Source organism: Thalassobaculum sp. OXR-137 (genome assembly GCF_034377285.1).
Classification (GTDB): Bacteria; Pseudomonadota; Alphaproteobacteria; order Thalassobaculales; family Thalassobaculaceae; genus Thalassobaculum.
In genome coordinates this window covers 4,079,402-4,096,247 of the sequence record NZ_CP139715.1, presented here as the reverse complement: position 1 = coordinate 4,096,247, position 16,846 = coordinate 4,079,402, and the positions used below count along the sequence as shown (strand labels likewise).

General features: G+C 67.7%; 18 protein-coding genes. 12 read left to right on the top strand and 6 right to left on the bottom strand.

All coding sequences use genetic code 11. The annotated features are described in order from the left end of the window. Positions 1-5 precede the first annotated feature (5 nt). The gene (locus T8K17_RS19165; protein ID WP_322331332.1) at positions 6-746 is read left to right on the top strand and encodes a hypothetical protein; all 741 of its coding nucleotides are present in this window, start codon (positions 6-8) and stop codon (positions 744-746) included. Here the strand turns inward: T8K17_RS19165 and T8K17_RS19160 are convergent. Continuing rightward, complete coding sequence (locus T8K17_RS19160) at positions 743-1,663, bottom strand: DMT family transporter (protein ID WP_322331331.1); 921 nt, start codon at positions 1,661-1,663, stop codon at positions 743-745. The genes T8K17_RS19165 and T8K17_RS19160 overlap by 4 nt on opposite strands. A gap of 79 nt (positions 1,664-1,742) precedes the next feature. On the opposite strand from T8K17_RS19160, the gene T8K17_RS19155 reads away from it, so the two are divergent. The 6 genes from T8K17_RS19155 (at position 1,743) to T8K17_RS19130 (ending at position 6,775) form a co-directional block, all read left to right on the top strand. Beyond that, the gene (locus T8K17_RS19155; RefSeq protein ID WP_322331330.1) at positions 1,743-2,711 is read left to right on the top strand and encodes a LysR family transcriptional regulator; all 969 of its coding nucleotides are present in this window, start codon (positions 1,743-1,745) and stop codon (positions 2,709-2,711) included. An 84-nt stretch (positions 2,712-2,795) separates the two neighbouring features. Then, positions 2,796-3,584 (top strand): hypothetical protein, encoded by a 789-nt coding sequence (locus tag T8K17_RS19150; RefSeq protein WP_322331329.1) that lies wholly within the window; start codon positions 2,796-2,798, stop codon positions 3,582-3,584. 150 nt (positions 3,585-3,734) lie between these two features. After that, positions 3,735-4,631 (top strand): alpha/beta hydrolase, encoded by an 897-nt coding sequence (locus tag T8K17_RS19145; protein WP_322331328.1) that lies wholly within the window; start codon positions 3,735-3,737, stop codon positions 4,629-4,631. 14 nt (positions 4,632-4,645) lie between these two features. Beyond that, on the top strand, positions 4,646-5,410 hold the full coding sequence (locus T8K17_RS19140) for an SDR family oxidoreductase (RefSeq protein ID WP_322331327.1): 765 nt from the start codon (positions 4,646-4,648) through the stop codon (positions 5,408-5,410). Positions 5,411-5,633: 223 nt separating this feature from the next. Continuing rightward, positions 5,634-6,308 (top strand): glutathione S-transferase family protein, encoded by a 675-nt coding sequence (locus T8K17_RS19135; protein WP_322331326.1) that lies wholly within the window; start codon positions 5,634-5,636, stop codon positions 6,306-6,308. Next, complete coding sequence (locus T8K17_RS19130; protein ID WP_322331325.1) at positions 6,308-6,775, top strand: L-2-amino-thiazoline-4-carboxylic acid hydrolase; 468 nt, start codon at positions 6,308-6,310, stop codon at positions 6,773-6,775. Before T8K17_RS19135 ends, T8K17_RS19130 begins: the two co-directional genes overlap by 1 nt. A gap of 188 nt (positions 6,776-6,963) precedes the next feature. Here T8K17_RS19130 and T8K17_RS19125 read toward each other — a convergent pair whose 3' ends face one another. Next, positions 6,964-8,103 carry an alpha-D-ribose 1-methylphosphonate 5-triphosphate diphosphatase gene (locus T8K17_RS19125; RefSeq protein ID WP_322331324.1) on the bottom strand — a complete coding sequence of 380 codons (1,140 nt, stop codon included), beginning with the start codon at positions 8,101-8,103 and terminating at the stop codon, positions 6,964-6,966. Positions 8,104-8,281: 178 nt separating this feature from the next. Here T8K17_RS19125 and rpmF point away from each other — a divergent pair, with 178 nt between their 5' ends. Together rpmF and T8K17_RS19115 are read left to right on the top strand one after the other, a co-directional pair. After that, complete coding sequence (gene rpmF / locus T8K17_RS19120; RefSeq protein ID WP_028794936.1) at positions 8,282-8,467, top strand: 50S ribosomal protein L32; 186 nt, start codon at positions 8,282-8,284, stop codon at positions 8,465-8,467. A 219-nt stretch (positions 8,468-8,686) separates the two neighbouring features. Next, the gene (locus tag T8K17_RS19115; protein WP_322331323.1) at positions 8,687-9,967 is read left to right on the top strand and encodes a GGDEF domain-containing protein; all 1,281 of its coding nucleotides are present in this window, start codon (positions 8,687-8,689) and stop codon (positions 9,965-9,967) included. Between the two features lie 50 nt (positions 9,968-10,017). Here T8K17_RS19115 and T8K17_RS19110 read toward each other — a convergent pair whose 3' ends face one another. The 4 genes from T8K17_RS19110 to T8K17_RS19095 are packed head-to-tail and all read right to left on the bottom strand — an operon-like array spanning position 10,018 to position 13,647. After that, a complete protein-coding gene (locus T8K17_RS19110; RefSeq protein ID WP_322331322.1) occupies positions 10,018-11,163 on the bottom strand; it encodes an Ldh family oxidoreductase in 1,146 nt (381 codons plus the stop codon). Next, positions 11,160-11,930, bottom strand: coding sequence for an HpcH/HpaI aldolase family protein (locus tag T8K17_RS19105; RefSeq protein WP_322331321.1), 771 nt, complete (start codon positions 11,928-11,930; stop codon positions 11,160-11,162). Before T8K17_RS19105 ends, T8K17_RS19110 begins: the two co-directional genes overlap by 4 nt. A 27-nt stretch (positions 11,931-11,957) precedes the next feature. Continuing rightward, positions 11,958-12,932 (bottom strand): hydroxyacid dehydrogenase, encoded by a 975-nt coding sequence (locus tag T8K17_RS19100; protein ID WP_322331320.1) that lies wholly within the window; start codon positions 12,930-12,932, stop codon positions 11,958-11,960. 10 nt (positions 12,933-12,942) lie between these two features. After that, positions 12,943-13,647: an RraA family protein gene (locus tag T8K17_RS19095; RefSeq protein ID WP_322331319.1), complete on the bottom strand. Its 705-nt coding sequence runs from the start codon at positions 13,645-13,647 to the stop codon at positions 12,943-12,945. A 194-nt stretch (positions 13,648-13,841) separates the two neighbouring features. Between T8K17_RS19095 and T8K17_RS19090 the strand changes: the two genes are divergently transcribed. The 3 genes from T8K17_RS19090 (at position 13,842) to T8K17_RS19080 (ending at position 16,846) form a co-directional block, all read left to right on the top strand. Then, a complete protein-coding gene (locus T8K17_RS19090; RefSeq protein ID WP_322331318.1) occupies positions 13,842-14,750 on the top strand; it encodes a sugar kinase in 909 nt (302 codons plus the stop codon). A gap of 213 nt (positions 14,751-14,963) precedes the next feature. Beyond that, positions 14,964-16,019, top strand: a complete 1,056-nt coding sequence (locus T8K17_RS19085) for a TRAP transporter substrate-binding protein (RefSeq protein WP_322331317.1) — start codon at positions 14,964-14,966, stop codon at positions 16,017-16,019. Between the two features lie 167 nt (positions 16,020-16,186). Beyond that, positions 16,187-16,846 carry a TRAP transporter small permease subunit gene (locus T8K17_RS19080; RefSeq protein WP_322331316.1) on the top strand — a complete coding sequence of 220 codons (660 nt, stop codon included), beginning with the start codon at positions 16,187-16,189 and terminating at the stop codon, positions 16,844-16,846.

The following is a 16,846-nucleotide window of genomic DNA, read 5'->3' as shown; positions in this document are numbered from 1 at the left end:
GCGGCATGGCGCGTCTTATACTCGGTCTCGCGGTCGTCCTGACGGTGTTCGGCGCCCGGAGTGCCGCCGCCCTCGACAAGGATCCCGTGACGCTGGTGCGCCTGAACCCGGCGATCGTCGCCTGGTTCGCCGATCCGGACCTCCTGCTGCGGGAGGACCCGCTGGAGATGGAGATCTACGATCCGAAGGCGGACAAGACCACGGCGACCGACCCTGTCGACACCTGCGCCGACCTCGAGGCGAAACAGGCCGAGGGCTACTACGCCGGCACGACCATCGGCATGGCGCGGGAGACCGTGGTCAGCGACGTCTGCCGCCTGGGCCAGCGCTACGCCACGGCGACGTTCGAGGCGACGGAGTCGCCGAAGCACACTCTTCATGCCGACGTGCTGGATCTGTGGTCGGCGTGGTTCCAGCTCGCCGTGTCCGCCAATGTGTCGGACGCCGTGCGGGACGCGGTCGACCGCGGCGTGTCTCTGGGCGCGTTCCGCGAGCCGTCGCTGGCGAACTGCGGGCCCCGGGCCGTGGAGCGAAAGGACCCCTGGACGATCACTGCTGCCAACAAATGCGATGGGCTCTATCTCTCGGTCGTCGGCGAGGAATATACCGGCTCCGGCAAGATGCGGCCGATCGTGTTCTACCACCTGAACGCCACCGGCGGGTCGCTGCGCACGGGCGGCTATGTGGCGGTCGCCCCGCATCCCGCCTCCGGTGTGTGGACCCCGCTTCAGTTCCTGTCCCGCTAGGCCGGCTGCGGCCGCGGGGCGGCGATCGGCGGAACCAGCAGGATCGCGGCTAGGACCAGGCCGGAGGCGGCGATCTCCCGCACGCCGACCGTCTCGCCGAAGGCCAGCCAGCCGAGCGCGATCATGGTCGGCAGCTCCACCGCGCCCGCCGCGGAGCTCCGGCCGGGGCCGATCTTCGGCGCGGCGATCGTATAGACCATCTGCGGAATCAGCGCGGTCACCAGCCCCATCGCCAGCAGGGTCAGCCAGACGCCGCCGTCGCGGGGCACGAAGGCTGCCGGATCGGTCAGCGCCACCAGCGGGGCGAGGCCGATGACGCAGCCGACCATGGCGCAGGCGAGCTGCTCCATCGAGGTTAGGCGGGGCGTGAGGCAGGTCAGAACCACGATGATCAGCGCGAACATGATCGGCGCCGGCAGCGAGAGGACCAGCGCCCAGGACGCGCCGCCGCCCGTGCCGCCGCCGGCTCCGCCCTCGAAGATCATCAGGGCCGCCGCCAGCACCAGGGCGCAGCCGCCCCAGGCCCGCAGGGTCGGCGTCTGCCGCGCCAGCATCCAGGCGAGCAGCAGGGCGAAGACCGGATAGGTCATGTAGACCAGCCCGACCATGGCGACCGACTGGGTCTCCAGGGCCTCCAGATAGCTGACCCAGCCGATCCCCATCATGATCCCGGCGCCGAGCATCCGCAGGGCGTCGCGGCGCTTCTCCCTGGCCAGCGGCAGGAACGGGAACATCACCAGGGCGCTGGAGGCGTAGCGGAAGAAGCCGATCGAGGCCGCCGACATGCCGGCGTCCTGCAGCAGCCGGGCGAACAGCGGCACCATGCCGAAGCTCACGCAGGCGGCGATGACGGCGAGCGTGGCCATGGGCGGAGTGAGCCGGGGCGCGCGCAGGGGAAGGGAGCGGATCAGGGTCATGCGCCTCCACATAGAGGCGGTCGGATTAATCGAAAATTTCCAAATTTTCATCGCCGTCATGAAATGATTTAATACCCGCATGATCCCCCGGCTCGGCACCAACCACCTGTCCCTGCTGATCGCCCTGAAGGAAACCGGGAGCGTGGCGGCGGCCGGAATCCGCCTCGGTATCACCCAGTCGGCGGCGTCCCACCGGCTGCGCGAGGCCGAGCGTCGGCTGAACACGCCGCTGGTGCGCCGCAGCTCCACCGGCGTGACCCTGACCGAGGAGGGGGAGCGGCTCTACGCCTTCGCCGACCGCTTCCTGCGCGAGCTCGGCCGGCTGGAGCAGGATATCGAGACCGCCCGCTCCACCGGCCGCGACCTGGTCCGGTTCGGACAGGCGACCTACAGCCGCTTCCATTGGCTGCCTGACTTCCTCGCCTTCCTGGAGCGGCGCGACCCGACGCTTTCCTGCGACCTGTCGGTCGGGGCGACCGCGCGGCCGCTCGGCTGCCTGCAGGAGGGCTCGGTGGATGTCAGCACGGTCTTCGGCAAGCCGACCGCGTCCCGGCGCTTCAAATGGCACTGGCTGGGAAGCGATCCGGTGGTGGCGGTGATGGCGCCCGACCACCGGCTGGCCGGCGAGGCCTGGGTCGACTCGTCGATCCTGGCGGAGGAGCGGCTGTTCACCTATCCCTTCTCCAGCGATCCCGGCTTCGAGTGGGAGACCCTGGTCGGCCCGCCGTCGACGCCCTATCGCAGCGTCACCACCTTGCCGACGCCGGAGGCGGCCATCGACCTGCTGCGGGCCGGCTACGGCGTGGCGCTGTTCAGCCGCTGGGCGACCCGCCCGGAACTGGCCGACGGCACGCTGATCGCCAAGCCGCTGGGGCCCGAGGGGCTGTCATTGGACTGGTGGGCCGTGACCCGGGCCGACGATCCGCCGGACGCGCCGTCCAACCGGATGGTGGCGGCTTGGCTCGACTGGTCGGACTACGCCCATCGCGGCTTCGACACCCTGTCGTTCGATGCGGCGACGGGTGTCATGCGCAAGCCGGAGGGCTGACCGGCAAGACGGGTGGTTGCTTTTGCCGCCGCCAGAGGCTTGTCTCTGGCGCTCTCTCCGGGCGCCCCCCAGCTCAGCGGTTCCATGACCCTCGTTCTGTTCTCCATTCTCTGGAAGACCCTCGCCACCGCCTCGGTGATCATCGCCGCCGGCCGGCTCGCGCGGCGTCTCGGACCGCTGCTGACCTCGGTGCTGATCACCATGCCGTTCAACGCCGGTCCGGGCTTCTTCTTCGTCGCCCTGGATCAGGAGCGGCAGTTCATCGCCGAGGGCGCGCTGATGGCGTTCGGCGTGACCGGGATCATCCTGATCTACTGCACCGCCTGGGTGCACGCCGCGCGGCGGTTCAATTTCGTGGTCACCTCGATGCTCGGCATCTGCGCCTGGCTGGTCTGCGTCCTGATCCTCGACTCCCTGACGCCCTCGCTCACGGTGGCGGCCTGTACGGTGGCGATCGGCGCGGTCGCAGCCTATGTCCTGCGCCGGCGCGACATTCCCAAGCCCGTGGCCCCGCCCTCGGCGGCCGGATGGCGTTTCGCCATCGTGCGTGGGCTCGCCGCCGGCATCGTGGTGGCGACCGTCGCCACCGCCAGTCCCTGGCTCGGCGCCCACTGGTCGGGGATCCTGCTTGCCTTCCCGACGACGCTGCTGGCCTCGACCTGGATGCTGTGGGGCCATTACGGGCGCGACTTCACCGCCGCCACCATGAACGCGGCCCAGCCGTCCCTGGTGGTCTATGGCTGCTTCTGCCTCGCCCTCCACCTGCTCGCCGGACCGATGAACGGTGTGGCCGCCGTACTCACCGCCTTCGCCCTGTCCGGAGTGGTGGCCGGCCTCTATGCCGCCGTGCTGATGCGCCTCTCCAGGCGATAGAGCACGATCGCTCCGGGCGGGTTCGAGCCGGAGCGGGAATCGTCCTCCATTCTCTTCCAGAACGCTTGGGCCATTGCCGCCGCGCCGCAAGCGGTGCTCCAATGTCGGCCTCAGCAACCAATCGAACCAGAACGCTCTCGGGGGAAGACCATGGGTCACGTGACGACCGACGACGGTGTGAAGCTGTACTTCGAGGAGGTCGGAGAGGGCACGCCGATCGTGTTCGTGCACGAATATGCCGGCGACTGGCGCTCGTGGGAGCCGCAGATGCGCCATTTCGGCCGGCGCTACCGTTGCATCACCTATTCCGCCCGCGGCTACGCCCCGTCCGACATTCCGGAGAGCCCGGACGCCTATGGCCAGGACCGGGCACGGGAGGACATCCGCTCGATCCTGGACGGGCTCGGCATCGACGCCGCCCATATCGTCGGCCTGTCCATGGGCGGCTTCGCCACCCTGCATTTCGGCTTCCACCATCCCGACCGCGCCCTGTCCCTGACCGTGGCCGGCTGCGGTTACGGCGCCGATGCGGACCGCCGCGAGCAGTTCCGCAAGGAGACCGAGGCGACGGCGGACCGGATCGCGGCCGAGGGCATGGACGTGGTCGGCAAGGCCTATGCCATCGGCCCGACCCGGGTGCAGTTCGAGACCAAGGACCCGCGCGGCTGGAAGGAGTTCGAGACCCAGCTCTGCGAGCATTCCACCCTGGGCTCGGCCAACACCATGCGCGGCGTGCAGGCGCGCCGGCCGTCGCTCTACGACCTGGTCGAGCAGATGAACGCGCTCACCGTTCCGACCTTGATCGTGAACGGCGACGAGGACGATCCCTGTCTCGACGTCGGCAATTTCATGAAGCGGATGATCCCGTCCGCCGCCCTGTCGGTGCTGCCGAAGACCGGCCACACCATGAACATCGAGGAACCGGCCCTGTTCAACGCGGTGGTGGAGGATTTCTTCCACACCGTGGAGTGCGGGCGCTGGACGTTGCGCGATCCGCGCTCGACCACCGGTGCCATCATCACGGCGGGGCCGGTCAACGACAAATAGGGGAGGCTGCCGACATGGCGGACAAGCTGGAAGGACGGGCGGCGATCGTGACCGGGGCCGCCCGCGGCATCGGCCGGGCGATCTGCGAGGCCTTCGTGGAGGAGGGGGCGGCGGTCTTCGTCGCCGATCTCCACGGCGGCGAGGCGGAAGCCCTGGCCGCGTCCCTGGTGGAGAGCGGCGGCCGGGCGGCCGGCGGCTATTGCGACGTGCGCTCCTCCGACAGCGTCCGCGATGTGGTCGAGCAGGCGGCCCGCGCCTTCGGCGGGCTCGACATCCTGGTGGCCAACGCGGCGACCATGACCCCCAAGGCGACCATCGAGACCCTGGCGGAGGAGGACTGGACCCAGGCGCTGGCCGTCAACCTTACCGGCGCCTTCCACCTGTGCAAGCACGGCATCCCGCACCTGAAGCGGGCCGGCGGCGGGTCGATCATCCTCACCGCCTCGCAGATGGGCCGGGTGGCGCGGGCCGGCAGCACGCCGTACTGCACGACCAAGGGCGCGCTGATCCAGATGGCCAAGGGCATGGCGCTCGACCATGCGGAGGACGGCATCCGGGTGAACACCCTGTCCCCCGGCGGCACCGCCACCGAGCGCATGACCTCGCAGTTCGGCACCATGGAGGAGGCGGAGAAGCAGTGGGGGCTCGCCATGCACCCGCTCGGCCGCCTGGGCCAGCCGTCGGAGATGGGCCGCGGGGCGGTGTTCCTGGCCAGCGACGATTCCAGCTTCATGACCGGCGCCGATCTGCTGCTCGACGGCGGCTACAGCGCACGGTGAGAGGCGGGGGCACGGAAGCGGCCCTGTAACCACCTTATCGTCTTCCCGGCCTTGCGCCGGGATCCAGACATCTGCCAGGCGGAGCGACGGAGAACGTTCTGCGGCGCCCCGGTTGATCCAATTCTAGGTCCCGGCGCAGGGCCGGGAAGACGGAGTGAGCGTATGGCGGCGACATGTGTTCGTGGTATGTTCTCGTCGTACCACCTCTTCCAGGAGCGCCGACGTGAAGCTGTATTCCGGTCCCCTCAGCCTGTTCTCCCGCAAGGTCGAGATCGCCCTGGCGGAGAAGGGCATCGCCCATGACCGGGAGGTCGTGACCTTCAGCCAATCCAAAGGCTATGCGCCGAAGCACCCGGCGGTCCTGGCCGGCAACCCGAAGGGCCAGGTGCCGGTGCTGGTCGACGGCGACCTGACCCTGTTCGATTCCACCGTGATTCTTGAATACCTGGAGGAGGGTTGGCCCGCGCCGGCGCTGATGCCGGCCGACCCGAAGGCGCGGGCGCGCTGCCGGATGCTGGAACTGACCGCCGACGAGATCCTGCTGAAGCCGCTGTCGCGGCTGATGTTCCGCACCGAACCGGCGCGCCAGGATCCGGCCGAGGAGGCGGCGCTGGAAGCAAAGGCGGCCGTGGCGGAAGAGGAGCTTCTGGCGCTCTACGGGACGCTGGTCGGGGAGCTGCGCGGCGACTGGTTCTGCAGCCGGTTCTCCATGGCGGACATCGCGCTGTTCATGAGCGTGCATTACGGCGTGCGGCTGGGCGGGCCGTCCTTGGACAGTCTTCCGGACCTGGCGCTATGGTATCGCCGTATGCTCGCGCGACCGGCCGTTGCCACGGTCGTAGCGGAGATCGACGAGGCGGACCGGAGGCTTTCCCGGCCGGTGACGAGGAGGATGTGATGGCTGACAGACTGCCGATCCTGGAGCAGCGCCGAATCGAGGCGGAGGTGATCAAGCCGATCTACGAGGAGATGGTCGCCCAGCTCGGCAAGGCGCAGGCCCAGGACATCCTCGACAGCGCGATCAGGAAGGCGGCGATCGCCCAGGGCCGGAGCTTCGCCGCCGAGGCCGAAGGCGGCACCGACCTCGACAGCTTCGCCGATATCCAGAAACACTGGACCGCCAGCGGCGCGCTGGAGATCGAGCCGGTCGACCGCACGCCGCAGACCCTGGACTTCAACGTCACCCGCTGCCGGTATTCCGAGATGTACAAGGCAATGGGGCTCGGCGAGATCGGCCACCTGCTGTCCTGCAACCGCGACGGCACCTTCTGCGAGGGCTATGACCCGCGAATCAAGCTGGAACGCACCCAGACCCTGATGGGCGGCGCCAGCCACTGCGACTTCCGCTACACCTTCGAGGAATAGGCCCTTCGACACGCCCCTGCGGGGCTGCTCAGGATGAGGTCACTAGAATACGTCCGGCATCCGCCGACCTCCGGGTGTGACCCGGAGGTCGGTCGGGATGACGACCATATGAAAATTTAACGGACCTCGCCCTGAGCAGGACCCCGGCGGTCAGCCGGGGGACGTGTCGAAGGGCCGGCCCCGCTGCCTTACGCGACCCGCTCGCCTTCGACCCAGACGCCACGCACCACCGGGCGGCCGTCGATCAGCCGCACGCGGATCAGATCCGCCCGCTTGCCCGGCTCCAGCACGCCGCGGTCGTCCAGACCCGCATGCCGCGCCGGCGTCGCGGTCACCGTCGCCACGGCGCGCGGCACGTCCCAGCCCGCCACATGCTCCACCAGCGAAAAGGCCCCGTGCAGCATGCTCGCCGGCACGTAGTCCGAGGAGATGATGTCGAGCAGCCCGGCCGCCGCCAGATCGCGGGCGGTGATGTTGCCGTAGGAGGACCGCCCCCGGACCAGGTTCGGGCCGCCCATCAGCACCGCCAGCCCATGGGCGCGGCAGGCCTCGGCGGCGACCCGCGTGGTCGGGAACTCGGCGATGGAACAGCCGATCTCGGCCGATTCCCGCACATGCTCCTCCGTTTCGTCATCGTGGCTGGCCAGGCTGATCCCGCGCGCGCGAGCCCAGTCGGCCACCGCCCTGCGCTGACGCGGACCGAGGTCTCGGGAGGCGGCGGTCAGGCGCTCGTAGGCCTCGGCGATCTGCTCCTCGCTCTGGCCGTCCACCTCGCGGCGCAGCCGGTGCCAGACCTCGATATCGGCGGTCTGGCGCTGGCCCGGCGCGTGATCCATGAGCGAGACCAGCCCGATCAGCGCGTTGTCGTCGTAGTCGCTCAACTGATCCAGCACGTCCTCGCCGATCACCTCGCAGCGCAGATGGATCCGGTGGTCGGCCCGCAGCATCCCGGCCTGCCGCGCGTCGACGATTCCCTGGATGATCGGGCCCACATGGGCGGCCCGCAGCTCGCCCTTCTCCGACAGGCCGAGACAGAGCGAATCGTAGACCGTGGTGATGCCCGAGGTGGCGATCTGGCCGTCATGGGCGACGGCGGCGGAGACGGCGTCCCAGAACACCTGGGCGCGCGGCTGGAAATGCTTCTCCACGTTGTCGGTGTGCAGCTCGACCAGTCCCGGCAGCAGGTAGTCGCCGTCGCAATCCACCGCGTCCGGCGGCGCGGCCGGCGAGTCGTCCACGGCGGCGATCTGCGCTCCGTCCAAGGCGAGCGTGCCGTCGATCACGGCATCGGGAAGGACGATCCGGGCATTTCTGAAGACAAGGGACATGGCGGGAACTTGAACGGCCTTTGGGGTGAGTCGAGTATGCGGCGAGGAACCTGGGGGCAAGTTACCTTTATGTGTCGGCGCTGGACAGGAACCCTTGCGTCGCTGCGCCAAGTTCCGTATATACCGCGCTCCGCTGCGGGGGTGCCCGCGGCACCGTGTTTCTATTGGAGTGCGAACGATGGCGGTTCCCAAGCGTAAAACTACCCCGTCCAAGCGGGGCATGCGCCGGGCGCACGACAAGCTGACGTCCGATGCCTACGTTGAGAGCCCGGACACCGGCGAGCTGCACCGGCCGCACCACATCGATCTGAAGACCGGCATGTATCGCGGTCGCCAGGTGATGAAGGTGAAGGAGCGGGTCTGATCCCGGTCCGACGGCGTTCACCGAACGCCGGCTCAAGACTTTGAACGAGCCTCGATGCCCCGCATCGGGGCTTTTTCACGTTGACCCCAAGGCACCGGGATTCCGGCGCCCCGAGTGTCCGTGAAACGAATCTCCAGGCGATGCGCATCGGCAGGCGTTGTCGGCCGTAGGGCAGGCGTGTAGGACTGTTCTCGAACCTGCACCAAGGACCGCGTTCCCATGGCCATTACGCTGGAAACCAGCAACGTTCTCCTGCTTCTGGTCCAGGCGCTTCTGTATTTCGGCGTCATGGGCGCGCTCTTCTGGGCGCGGCGCCGGGTCGGACTCGGCGTGTTCCTCTGCGCGCTCGGGGTCATGCACTTCCTGGAGACCTATCTGGCGGCGGTGTTCTACATCCAGCTGCCGTTCGGGATCATCTCGCCGGGCTCCACGATCCTGTTCTCCGGCAAGCTGCTGATGATCCTGCTGCTGTACATCAAGGAGGACGCCGCCACCGTGCGTCAGCCGATCTACGGCCTGCTGATCGGCAACTTCCTGATCGTCGGCCTCGTGATCGTGCTGCGGAACCACGAGGTCGTGCCGGCCGTGCCGGGCCGCGAGCCGAACATCGCCTTCGTGGACGAGATGGGCTGGCTCATGGTCTGGGGCACGACGCTGCTGTTCCTCGATGCCATTGGCGTGATCCTGCTCTACGAGCATCTGGGACGCTGGCTGCGGAACCGTCAGCTCATCCGGATCTTCCTCGCTTCGGCGGCGATGCTGACCTTCGACCAGCTCGGATTCTTCCTGGCGCTGCACTACGTCACCGGCGCGCCCTGGCACGTGCTGTACGGCGGCTGGGCGGCGAAGATGGGGGCGGCCGTCGTCTTCAGCATTCTGGTCTACGCCTATCTGCGGCTCATCGAGCGCCGCCGGCGGGATCTCACCCCGCTGCAGCTCTCCGACGTGTTCGACACGCTGACCTATCGCGAGCGGTATCTGGACCTGCTGGGCGGCCGCGGCCGCGACCGGCTCACTGGGGCCCTCGACCGCGGGCGATTCGATTCGCTCGGCCACGAACTGACCGAGGCGGCGCTGGCGACCGGCGAGCCGGTCAGCGTGCTTGTGCTGGACGTGGACGGCATGCGCCGGATCAACGATCGCGAGGGCCGGGCGGCAGGCGACGTGATCCTGCGCGACCTGACCCGTCTGCTGAACCGGACGCTCGGCGACGGGCGCTGCCATCTGTTCCGCCACGGCGGCGACGCCTTCGCCATCGTCGCCCTGGGGCTCGATCACCCCACATCCGTCGATCTGGCGGAGCTGCTGCGCCGGACCGTCGCCCGGGCCGATCTGTCGGACCACGGCGCCATCGTGACGGTCAGCATCGGCGTGGCCAGCGGGCCGGAGGACGGTCGGGATCTGGACGGGATCTGCGCCACGGCCGAGGCCCGGCTGCGAGACGCCAAAGGCGCGGGCCGGGACCGGGTGATCGGCCGCGACGGCGTGGCGGTAAGCTGAAACGACAAGGGAAGGGGTCGGTCCGTTACCCGGGCCGACCCCCAACCACTCTAGGTCATCTCCACGTCGTTCACGCCCTTGGAGCGGGCGGTGGCGACGATGTCGTCCCAGGCTTCGGCCGCCAGCGGAAGGCCGGTCTTCAGCCGCTCCGCCATGACCATCTTCTCCTTCTCGCCCGGGATCAGCACATGGCCTCCGGGCTCGGTCGGTCGGGCCGACTTCACGAATTCCACGTAGTTGCGGACTTCCTCGGCGAAGGGGTGGCCCATATGGGCCGGCACGCCCGTGACCGCCTCCAGGTTCACGTAGATCGAGAACATGCCGTTGCAGAACGGCCGATTCTGCTCCTCGCCCAGCGCACCGGCGGTGCCGGAGCCGGTGAGGGCGCCGGCCATCATCTCCATCAGGAAGTTCATGCCGAACCCCTTGTGGTCGCCGAAGGCGCGCAGGGCGCCGGGGCCCCTGGACGGGTCGGGATACTGGCCCGGTGGGGTCTCGCCGTAGAGCGGCTTCGGATCGCTGGTGATCGTGCCGTCGGCATCGACCAGCGAGCCCGGGGGCAGCGGCTTGCCGCCCTTGAGCGCCACCAGCGCCTTGCCCTCGGCCACCAGCGAGGTGGCGAAGTCGAGGATGATCGGGTCGTCGTCCGGCATCGGGATGCCGGCGCAGAACGGGTTGGTGCTGCCGCGCCGGTCCACGCCGCCGAACGGCGCGACGATCAGCGAGCCGCGGACGTTGACCATGTGGATCGACACGATGCCTTCCGCCGCCGCCCGCTCGGCCCAGTCGCCGATGCGGCCGAGATGGCCGGAGTTCCGCAGGGCGGTCATGGCCACGCCGTGCTGCTTGGCCTTGGCGATGCCGATATCGACGGTCTGCTCGCCGATGCTCTGGCCGAAGCCGAAGCGGCCGTCGATCACGGCGAAGCTCGGCTGGTCAAGCATCACCTCGATGTGCTGGTTCGGGACCTGGCGGCCGTCGTCGATCCACTGCACGTAGCGCGGCACGCGGATCACGCCGTGGCTGTCATGGCCGCGCAGGTTGGCGCCGGCGAGGCGGGTGATGATGGTCTCCGCCTCCTTGGGCGAGCAGCCGCTCGCCTCGAAGGTGGCCTTGCCGACCCGCTCCATCACCTCGACGGGAACGAAGACCTCCTTGCCTTCGCGGCGGACCGCCTTCGAGGGGGCGGAACTCATCGATCGCCTCCGCCGAGCTTGCGGAACTCGCCCACGCCGGCGGCCTGGGCGGCGGTGAAAATCCGGACGTCGCTGGCGAGGGTGACGAAGTCGAAGCCCTGCTTCACCGCGTCGGCCATGTAGGCCGGGCTGAGGCAGTGCATCCCGCATTTCAGGCCGGCGGCCTTGGTCTTCTTCAGGACGCCATCGATCACGCCGACCATCTCCGGGTCGGTGTGGTCGAGCGCCGGCGGCTTGCCCATGGAGACGGCGAGGTCGCCCGGGCCGACATAGATGCCGGTCAGATTCGGGGTCGCCAGGATCGCGTCCAGGTTCTCCACCGCCTGCACCGTCTCGATCATCGCCAGGGTGACGATCGTGTCGTTGGCCTGGTTGAAATAGTCCGGATAGATCAGCCCGGCCCGGGTCGGACCCGAGGAGCGGTACCCGCGCGGGGCGTACTGGCAGGCGCCGACGAAGCGGGCGGCCTCCTCGGCGGTGTTGATCATCGGGCAGATGATGCCGAGCGCGCCGCCGTCGAGCAGCTTCATGATGATGCCCGGCTCGTTCCACGGCACCCGGGCGAGCACCGTCTTGCCGTACCCGGTCACCGCCTGCATGAGTTCCAGCGCGCTCTGGTAGTCCACCAGCCCGTGCTGCAGGTCGAGGGTGAGGCTGTCGTAGTCCTGCAGCGCCGCGAACTCCGCGGTCACAGTGGACGGAATGGAGAGCCAGCCGTTGAGCGCGCCGCGGTCGGCTGCCCAGACGTCATGCAGGCGGCTTTTCATGATGTTTCCTCCGGTAGTGGGGGCCTCTTAGCCGAGGACCTCCTTGTTGACGACCACGTCGGGGTCGAGAGTGCCGTCGAAGACCGCCAGAATGTTCTCCACGGTCTGGTAAGAGGACCGCTGCCGTGCCTCCAGGCTCATGCCCGCGGAATGGGGGGTCATGAGGATGTTCGGTTCGCCGAAGAACGGATGGTCGACCGCCGGCTCCACGTCGAACACGTCGAGCCCGGCGCCGACCAGATGGCCGGACGTCACCGCCGCCAGCAGCGCCGGCTCGTCGACGATGCCGCCGCGCGCGCAGTTGATCACCAGCGCGCCGGCGGGAAGGGCATCCATCTCCTTCTTGCCGATCAGGCCGATGGTCTCCTTGTTGCGCGGGCAGTGGACGCTGACCATGTGGCACTCGCCCAGCACCGTGTGGAAATCGGCCACCGGCTCGACCCCCATCGCCCGAATCTTCTCGGGGTCGATATAGGGGTCGTAGCCGAACACCTTCATGTCGAAGGCCAGCGCCCGCTTGGCCAGCCGCGAGCCGATGCGGCCGAGACCGCAGATCAGCAGGGTGCGCCCGGCGAGGTCGAACGCCTCGACCTCGGACCGGCGGTTCCAGGTATTGGCCCGGACCATCGGGTCCAGCACATGCATCTGCTTGGCATGGACCAGCATGAACATCATCGCCTGCTCCGCCACCGACGGGGCGTTGGAGCGCGGCGCGATGCAGAGCGGGATCCGGCGCTCGGTCAGGGCGTCCATATCGACGCTGTCGTAGCCGACGCCATGGCGCGAGACGACCTGGAGGTTGGGGGCGTTGTCGATCACCATGCGGTTGATCTGGGCGACCCGCACGCCGATGCCGTGGGCGTCGGCGGCGTGGCGCTTGATCACCTCGGGGTCGAGGGTGTCGATGACCTCCACCGTGATGTCGTCGCGCCCTTCGAGCAGGGCCATGCCGTGCTCGTGGATCGGGCCGACGATCAGCACCTTCTTCTTGTTCGTGCTCATGGGGCCCGCCTCAGTGGATGTCGGCGGACTGGCCCATGGCGGCCTTGAGCTTGTCGAAGGTGAAGCCGGGGGCGCGGGCCGCTTCCAGGATCACCGCCTCGCGGCGGGTCAGCAGGTCGATGGCGTCCGGCAGCTTCTTCACCGCGTCGGCCGGGATCACGACGGCGCCGTGGCGGTCGGCGTGGACGATGTCGCCGTCATTCACCACCATGCCGAAGATGTTCACCTGGGTCCCGTGATCGACCACATGGACATGGGCGTGGCTCGGCCCGACCTTGCGGGCGAGGAGCTGGAAGCCGGGCGCGCTGGCGTCGAGATCGCGGATCGAGCCGTCGGTGATCACGCCCAGCGCGCCGAGACCCTTGTGGATGGAGGTGTTCACCTCGCCCCAGAACGCGCCGAAGCCGGGCTCGCTGTCGAGGTCCTGGATGACCGAGATCGACGGGGCCGGGCCGCCATTGGCGACATACTCGTAATAGGCCTGGCGCGAGGCGACGTTCTCCGCCGCGGTGCGCTTCGGGGCCACCATCGCGCGGATCGTGGCGGTGCGGGCGTAGCCGCAGATCGGCTTCAGCTCGGGAAAGGCGCAGACCATCACGCCGGTGGTGAAGCCCAGGGCGCGGCGCTCCGGGTTGGTCACTTCCAGGCCGTTGCAGATGGTGGGGGTGTCCCACTCGGTCAGGCGTTCGAGATCAGCCGCCGTGATGTCGGTCATCGTTTCTTCCCTATGAATGCTTTGTCGTTGGTGGTGCCGGGAGGCCCACGCTCTTGCCGGGCACGATGGTGGCCCGAAGCCCGGACAGCGCGCAAGCCGCCAAGGTGAGCTTTTCGCATTGTGGAACACGCCATAGGCTGTGCCGGCGCGGCGAAAGACCGCCGATTGGCACGCGTCCGGGGAGGAGAGACAGGATGGAATTCGACCTGCTGTGTTTCGGCGAGGCGATGGTGGAACTCACCCGCATGGGGTCCGGCGACTACAAGGCCGGATACGGCGGCGACACCTCCAACTGCGCGATCGCGGCGGCCCGGCAGGGGGCGCGGACCGGCTACATCACCGCGGTCGGCGACGACGCCTTCGGCCGGGAACTGCGCGAGCTGTGGCAGGGCGAGGGGGTGGCGACCGACTTCGTGCGGGTCGACTCCGCCGCGCCGACCGGCCTTTACATCATCACTCCCAGCCCGGCGGGACGCGATTTCGCCTATTACCGCGCCGGGTCGGCGGCCAGCCGATACACCGCCTCCGACCTGCCGAGAGAGGCGCTGCGGCGGACGCGGATCGTCCAACTCTCCGGGATCAGCCAGGCGATCGGGCCCGGACCCTGCGCCGCCGGAATGGCGCTGATCGCGGCGGCGCGGGAGGCCGGCTGCGAGGTCGCCTACGACACCAACCTACGGCTGAAGCTCTGGGATCTGGAGACCGCCCGCGAGACCATGCATGCGGCGATGGCCGGCTGCACCGTCGCCCTGCCGTCGATCGACGATTCCCGGGTGCTGACCGGGCTGGAGGATGCCGATTCCATCGTCGACGCCTATCTCGCCATGGGGCCGAGGATCGTCGCCCTGAAGATGGGTGAGGCCGGAGCGATGATCGCGACCGCGAACGAACGGATTCTCGTCCCGCCACATCCGGTCGTGCCGGTGGACGCCACCGGGGCCGGCGATACGTTCGACGGCGCTTTCCTGGCTCAACTTTCAGTCGGCGCCGACCCCGTCGCGGCGGGTCGATATGCCGCGGTCGCCGCCGCGCTTACCACCACCGGATACGGTGCCGTGGCGCCGATCCCGACCGCGGAGCAGGTCCAAGGCCACTTGAGTTAAACCACAGAATTCAGATGGAAATTCCACATCCATTTATGCTTCAAAACAGCAACGGTGAGACGACAACCCCCTTATCCTTGCCAATTGGCAAATGGTCTATTGACATAAACCGGACGTTTTCCGGTAAGGTGTCCGCGATCAATCGATCGTGTTGATCGTGAAATGCGGGCAAAACAAAAAATAATCCGCAATAAAAATAGGGAGGTTACCTCTATGTCGTTGAATATCCTGAAAAAGGCAGGGTTGGCGGTTGCCGCCACTGCGTTCCTGATGTCTGCCGGGGCGGGCGACGCCGAAGCGAAAAAAGTGCGTTGGAAAATGCACTCGGCGTTCGGCACGAACGTGGCGGTGCTGGGTCCGGTCGGCGTGCGTATCACCGACTGGGTCAACAAGATCTCGGACGGCGATTTCGACATCAAGCTGTTCGAGCCGGGCGCGCTTGCGGGCGGCTACGCCTATTACGACCCGATCAGCCAGGGCGCGTTCGACGCCGCCTACGGCACGCCGGGTGCCAACCAGGGCAAGAACTCGGCCTTCGCGTTCCTGTCCACCTGGCCGTTCGGTCCGGGCGCCCTCGAGTTCAATGCGTGGCTGCAGTACGGCGGCGGCGTCGAGATCGGCAAGGAGCTCTATGGCCGCGACGGCATCGAGTACTTCTACTGCGGCATGATCCCGCCGGAGACCTCGGGCTGGTTCCGTGAGCCGATCGAGAACCTCGACCAGCTGAAGGGCCTGAAGATGCGCTTCTTCGGCGTCGGCGCGAAGGTCATGCAGAAGCTCGGCGTGTCCACCCAGCAGCTTGCCGGCGGCGACATCTACCCGGCTCTGGAACTCGGCACGATCGACGCGACCGAATTCTCGATGCCTGCCATCGACCGGTCCTACGGCTTCTATCAGATCGCGAAGTACAACTACTTCCCGGGCTGGCACCAGCAGTCGACGACCAACGAGGTCCTGGTCAACCGGGCCAACTGGGAAAAGCTGGAAGACGTGAAGAAGGCCCAGTTCGAGGTCGCTTGCAAAGCCAATATCGGCGTCGAGCTGGCCGAGGGCGAGGCGCTTCAGCCGGCGGCGATGATCGCCAACCAGAAGGAAGGCGTGACCAACGTCACGTGGTCCGACGAGGTCCTGAACACGCTGCGCGAGAAGTGGGAAGAGGTCCTTCAGGAGGAACTCGCCGCGAACCCCGACGTCCAGAAACTCTGGGACAGCTACACGGCTTTCCACGAGGAGTACAAGGTCTGGGGTGAGATGGGTTACCTCAAGTAAGCCTCACGACGCCTTGTCGGGGACGGTCATGCCGTCCCCGACTGCTCTGACTGCTTAGCACTCGGCGGCGCAAATCGCCGCCGATTCTTTACCGACTGTCAGATTGGGAGCGGCTCGCGCACTTGTGCGCCGGGGTCGAGGCGTAGCAACCAACAGAAAGCAGAGAGATGGGTGCACTTCTAAGCGTCGCCGGACTGCTGGACGGGATCGCCAGGTGGATCGGCAAGACGATCGGCTGGATCATGATCCCTCTAATTCTGGTGATCATTTTCGACGTCATCACGCGGAAGCTCGACTTCACGCGTTTGCTGTTTGCCGAGTACACGGCGACGTCCGGTTATTCGGTTTCGACGATTCTGCAGGACCTGCAGTGGCACTTCCACGCGGCTCTGCTGATGCTGTCTTTCGGTTTCGGATATCTCGCCAATGCGCATGTGCGCGTCGATGTGTTCCGGGAATTGCTGCCGCGCCGACCGCAGGCCTGGATCGAGGTCTTGGGCCTGGTGTTCTTCGGCTTCCCCTTCGTCGTGCTGATGATCTTCTACTCCTACCAGATGACCGAGCTGTCCTTCCATCAGGGCGAGGGCTCGGAATCGATGACGGGCATCGGTCAGCGTTGGTTCATCAAGAGCTTCCTGCTCTGGGGCTTCATCGTGACCATGATGGCCATCCTGGCGACGCTGTTCCGCCTCATCGCCTTTTTGTTCGGCGGTCAGGACGCGCGGGACGAAGCGCTCGAGGGACTGGAAATCTTCGCGGACGAAAATGAAGAGCTCGCAGCGGCCCGCCGGCTGGCGGAAGAAGCCCTCAAGCGTGGTGGAGACTGA

What these genes read in the sequence shown, in the direction of transcription:
- T8K17_RS19080 (WP_322331316.1), top strand. Translation starts at nt 16,187, where the DNA reads ATGGGTGCACTTCTAAGCGTCGCCGGACTGCTGGACGGGATCGCCAGG.
- T8K17_RS19115 (WP_322331323.1), top strand. Translation starts at nt 8,687, where the DNA reads ATGGCCATTACGCTGGAAACCAGCAACGTTCTCCTGCTTCTGGTCCAG.
- rpmF (WP_028794936.1), top strand. Translation starts at nt 8,282, where the DNA reads ATGGCGGTTCCCAAGCGTAAAACTACCCCGTCCAAGCGGGGCATGCGC.
- T8K17_RS19105 (WP_322331321.1), bottom strand. Translation starts at nt 11,930, where the DNA reads ATGAAAAGCCGCCTGCATGACGTCTGGGCAGCCGACCGCGGCGCGCTC.
- T8K17_RS19100 (WP_322331320.1), bottom strand. Translation starts at nt 12,932, where the DNA reads ATGAGCACGAACAAGAAGAAGGTGCTGATCGTCGGCCCGATCCACGAG.
- T8K17_RS19125 (WP_322331324.1), bottom strand. Translation starts at nt 8,103, where the DNA reads ATGTCCCTTGTCTTCAGAAATGCCCGGATCGTCCTTCCCGATGCCGTG.
- T8K17_RS19160 (WP_322331331.1), bottom strand. Translation starts at nt 1,663, where the DNA reads ATGACCCTGATCCGCTCCCTTCCCCTGCGCGCGCCCCGGCTCACTCCG.
- T8K17_RS19145 (WP_322331328.1), top strand. Translation starts at nt 3,735, where the DNA reads ATGGGTCACGTGACGACCGACGACGGTGTGAAGCTGTACTTCGAGGAG.
- T8K17_RS19130 (WP_322331325.1), top strand. Translation starts at nt 6,308, where the DNA reads ATGGCTGACAGACTGCCGATCCTGGAGCAGCGCCGAATCGAGGCGGAG.
- T8K17_RS19090 (WP_322331318.1), top strand. Translation starts at nt 13,842, where the DNA reads ATGGAATTCGACCTGCTGTGTTTCGGCGAGGCGATGGTGGAACTCACC.
- T8K17_RS19110 (WP_322331322.1), bottom strand. Translation starts at nt 11,163, where the DNA reads ATGAGTTCCGCCCCCTCGAAGGCGGTCCGCCGCGAAGGCAAGGAGGTC.
- T8K17_RS19155 (WP_322331330.1), top strand. Translation starts at nt 1,743, where the DNA reads ATGATCCCCCGGCTCGGCACCAACCACCTGTCCCTGCTGATCGCCCTG.
- T8K17_RS19150 (WP_322331329.1), top strand. Translation starts at nt 2,796, where the DNA reads ATGACCCTCGTTCTGTTCTCCATTCTCTGGAAGACCCTCGCCACCGCC.
- T8K17_RS19095 (WP_322331319.1), bottom strand. Translation starts at nt 13,647, where the DNA reads ATGACCGACATCACGGCGGCTGATCTCGAACGCCTGACCGAGTGGGAC.
- T8K17_RS19085 (WP_322331317.1), top strand. Translation starts at nt 14,964, where the DNA reads ATGTCGTTGAATATCCTGAAAAAGGCAGGGTTGGCGGTTGCCGCCACT.
- T8K17_RS19165 (WP_322331332.1), top strand. Translation starts at nt 6, where the DNA reads ATGGCGCGTCTTATACTCGGTCTCGCGGTCGTCCTGACGGTGTTCGGC.
- T8K17_RS19140 (WP_322331327.1), top strand. Translation starts at nt 4,646, where the DNA reads ATGGCGGACAAGCTGGAAGGACGGGCGGCGATCGTGACCGGGGCCGCC.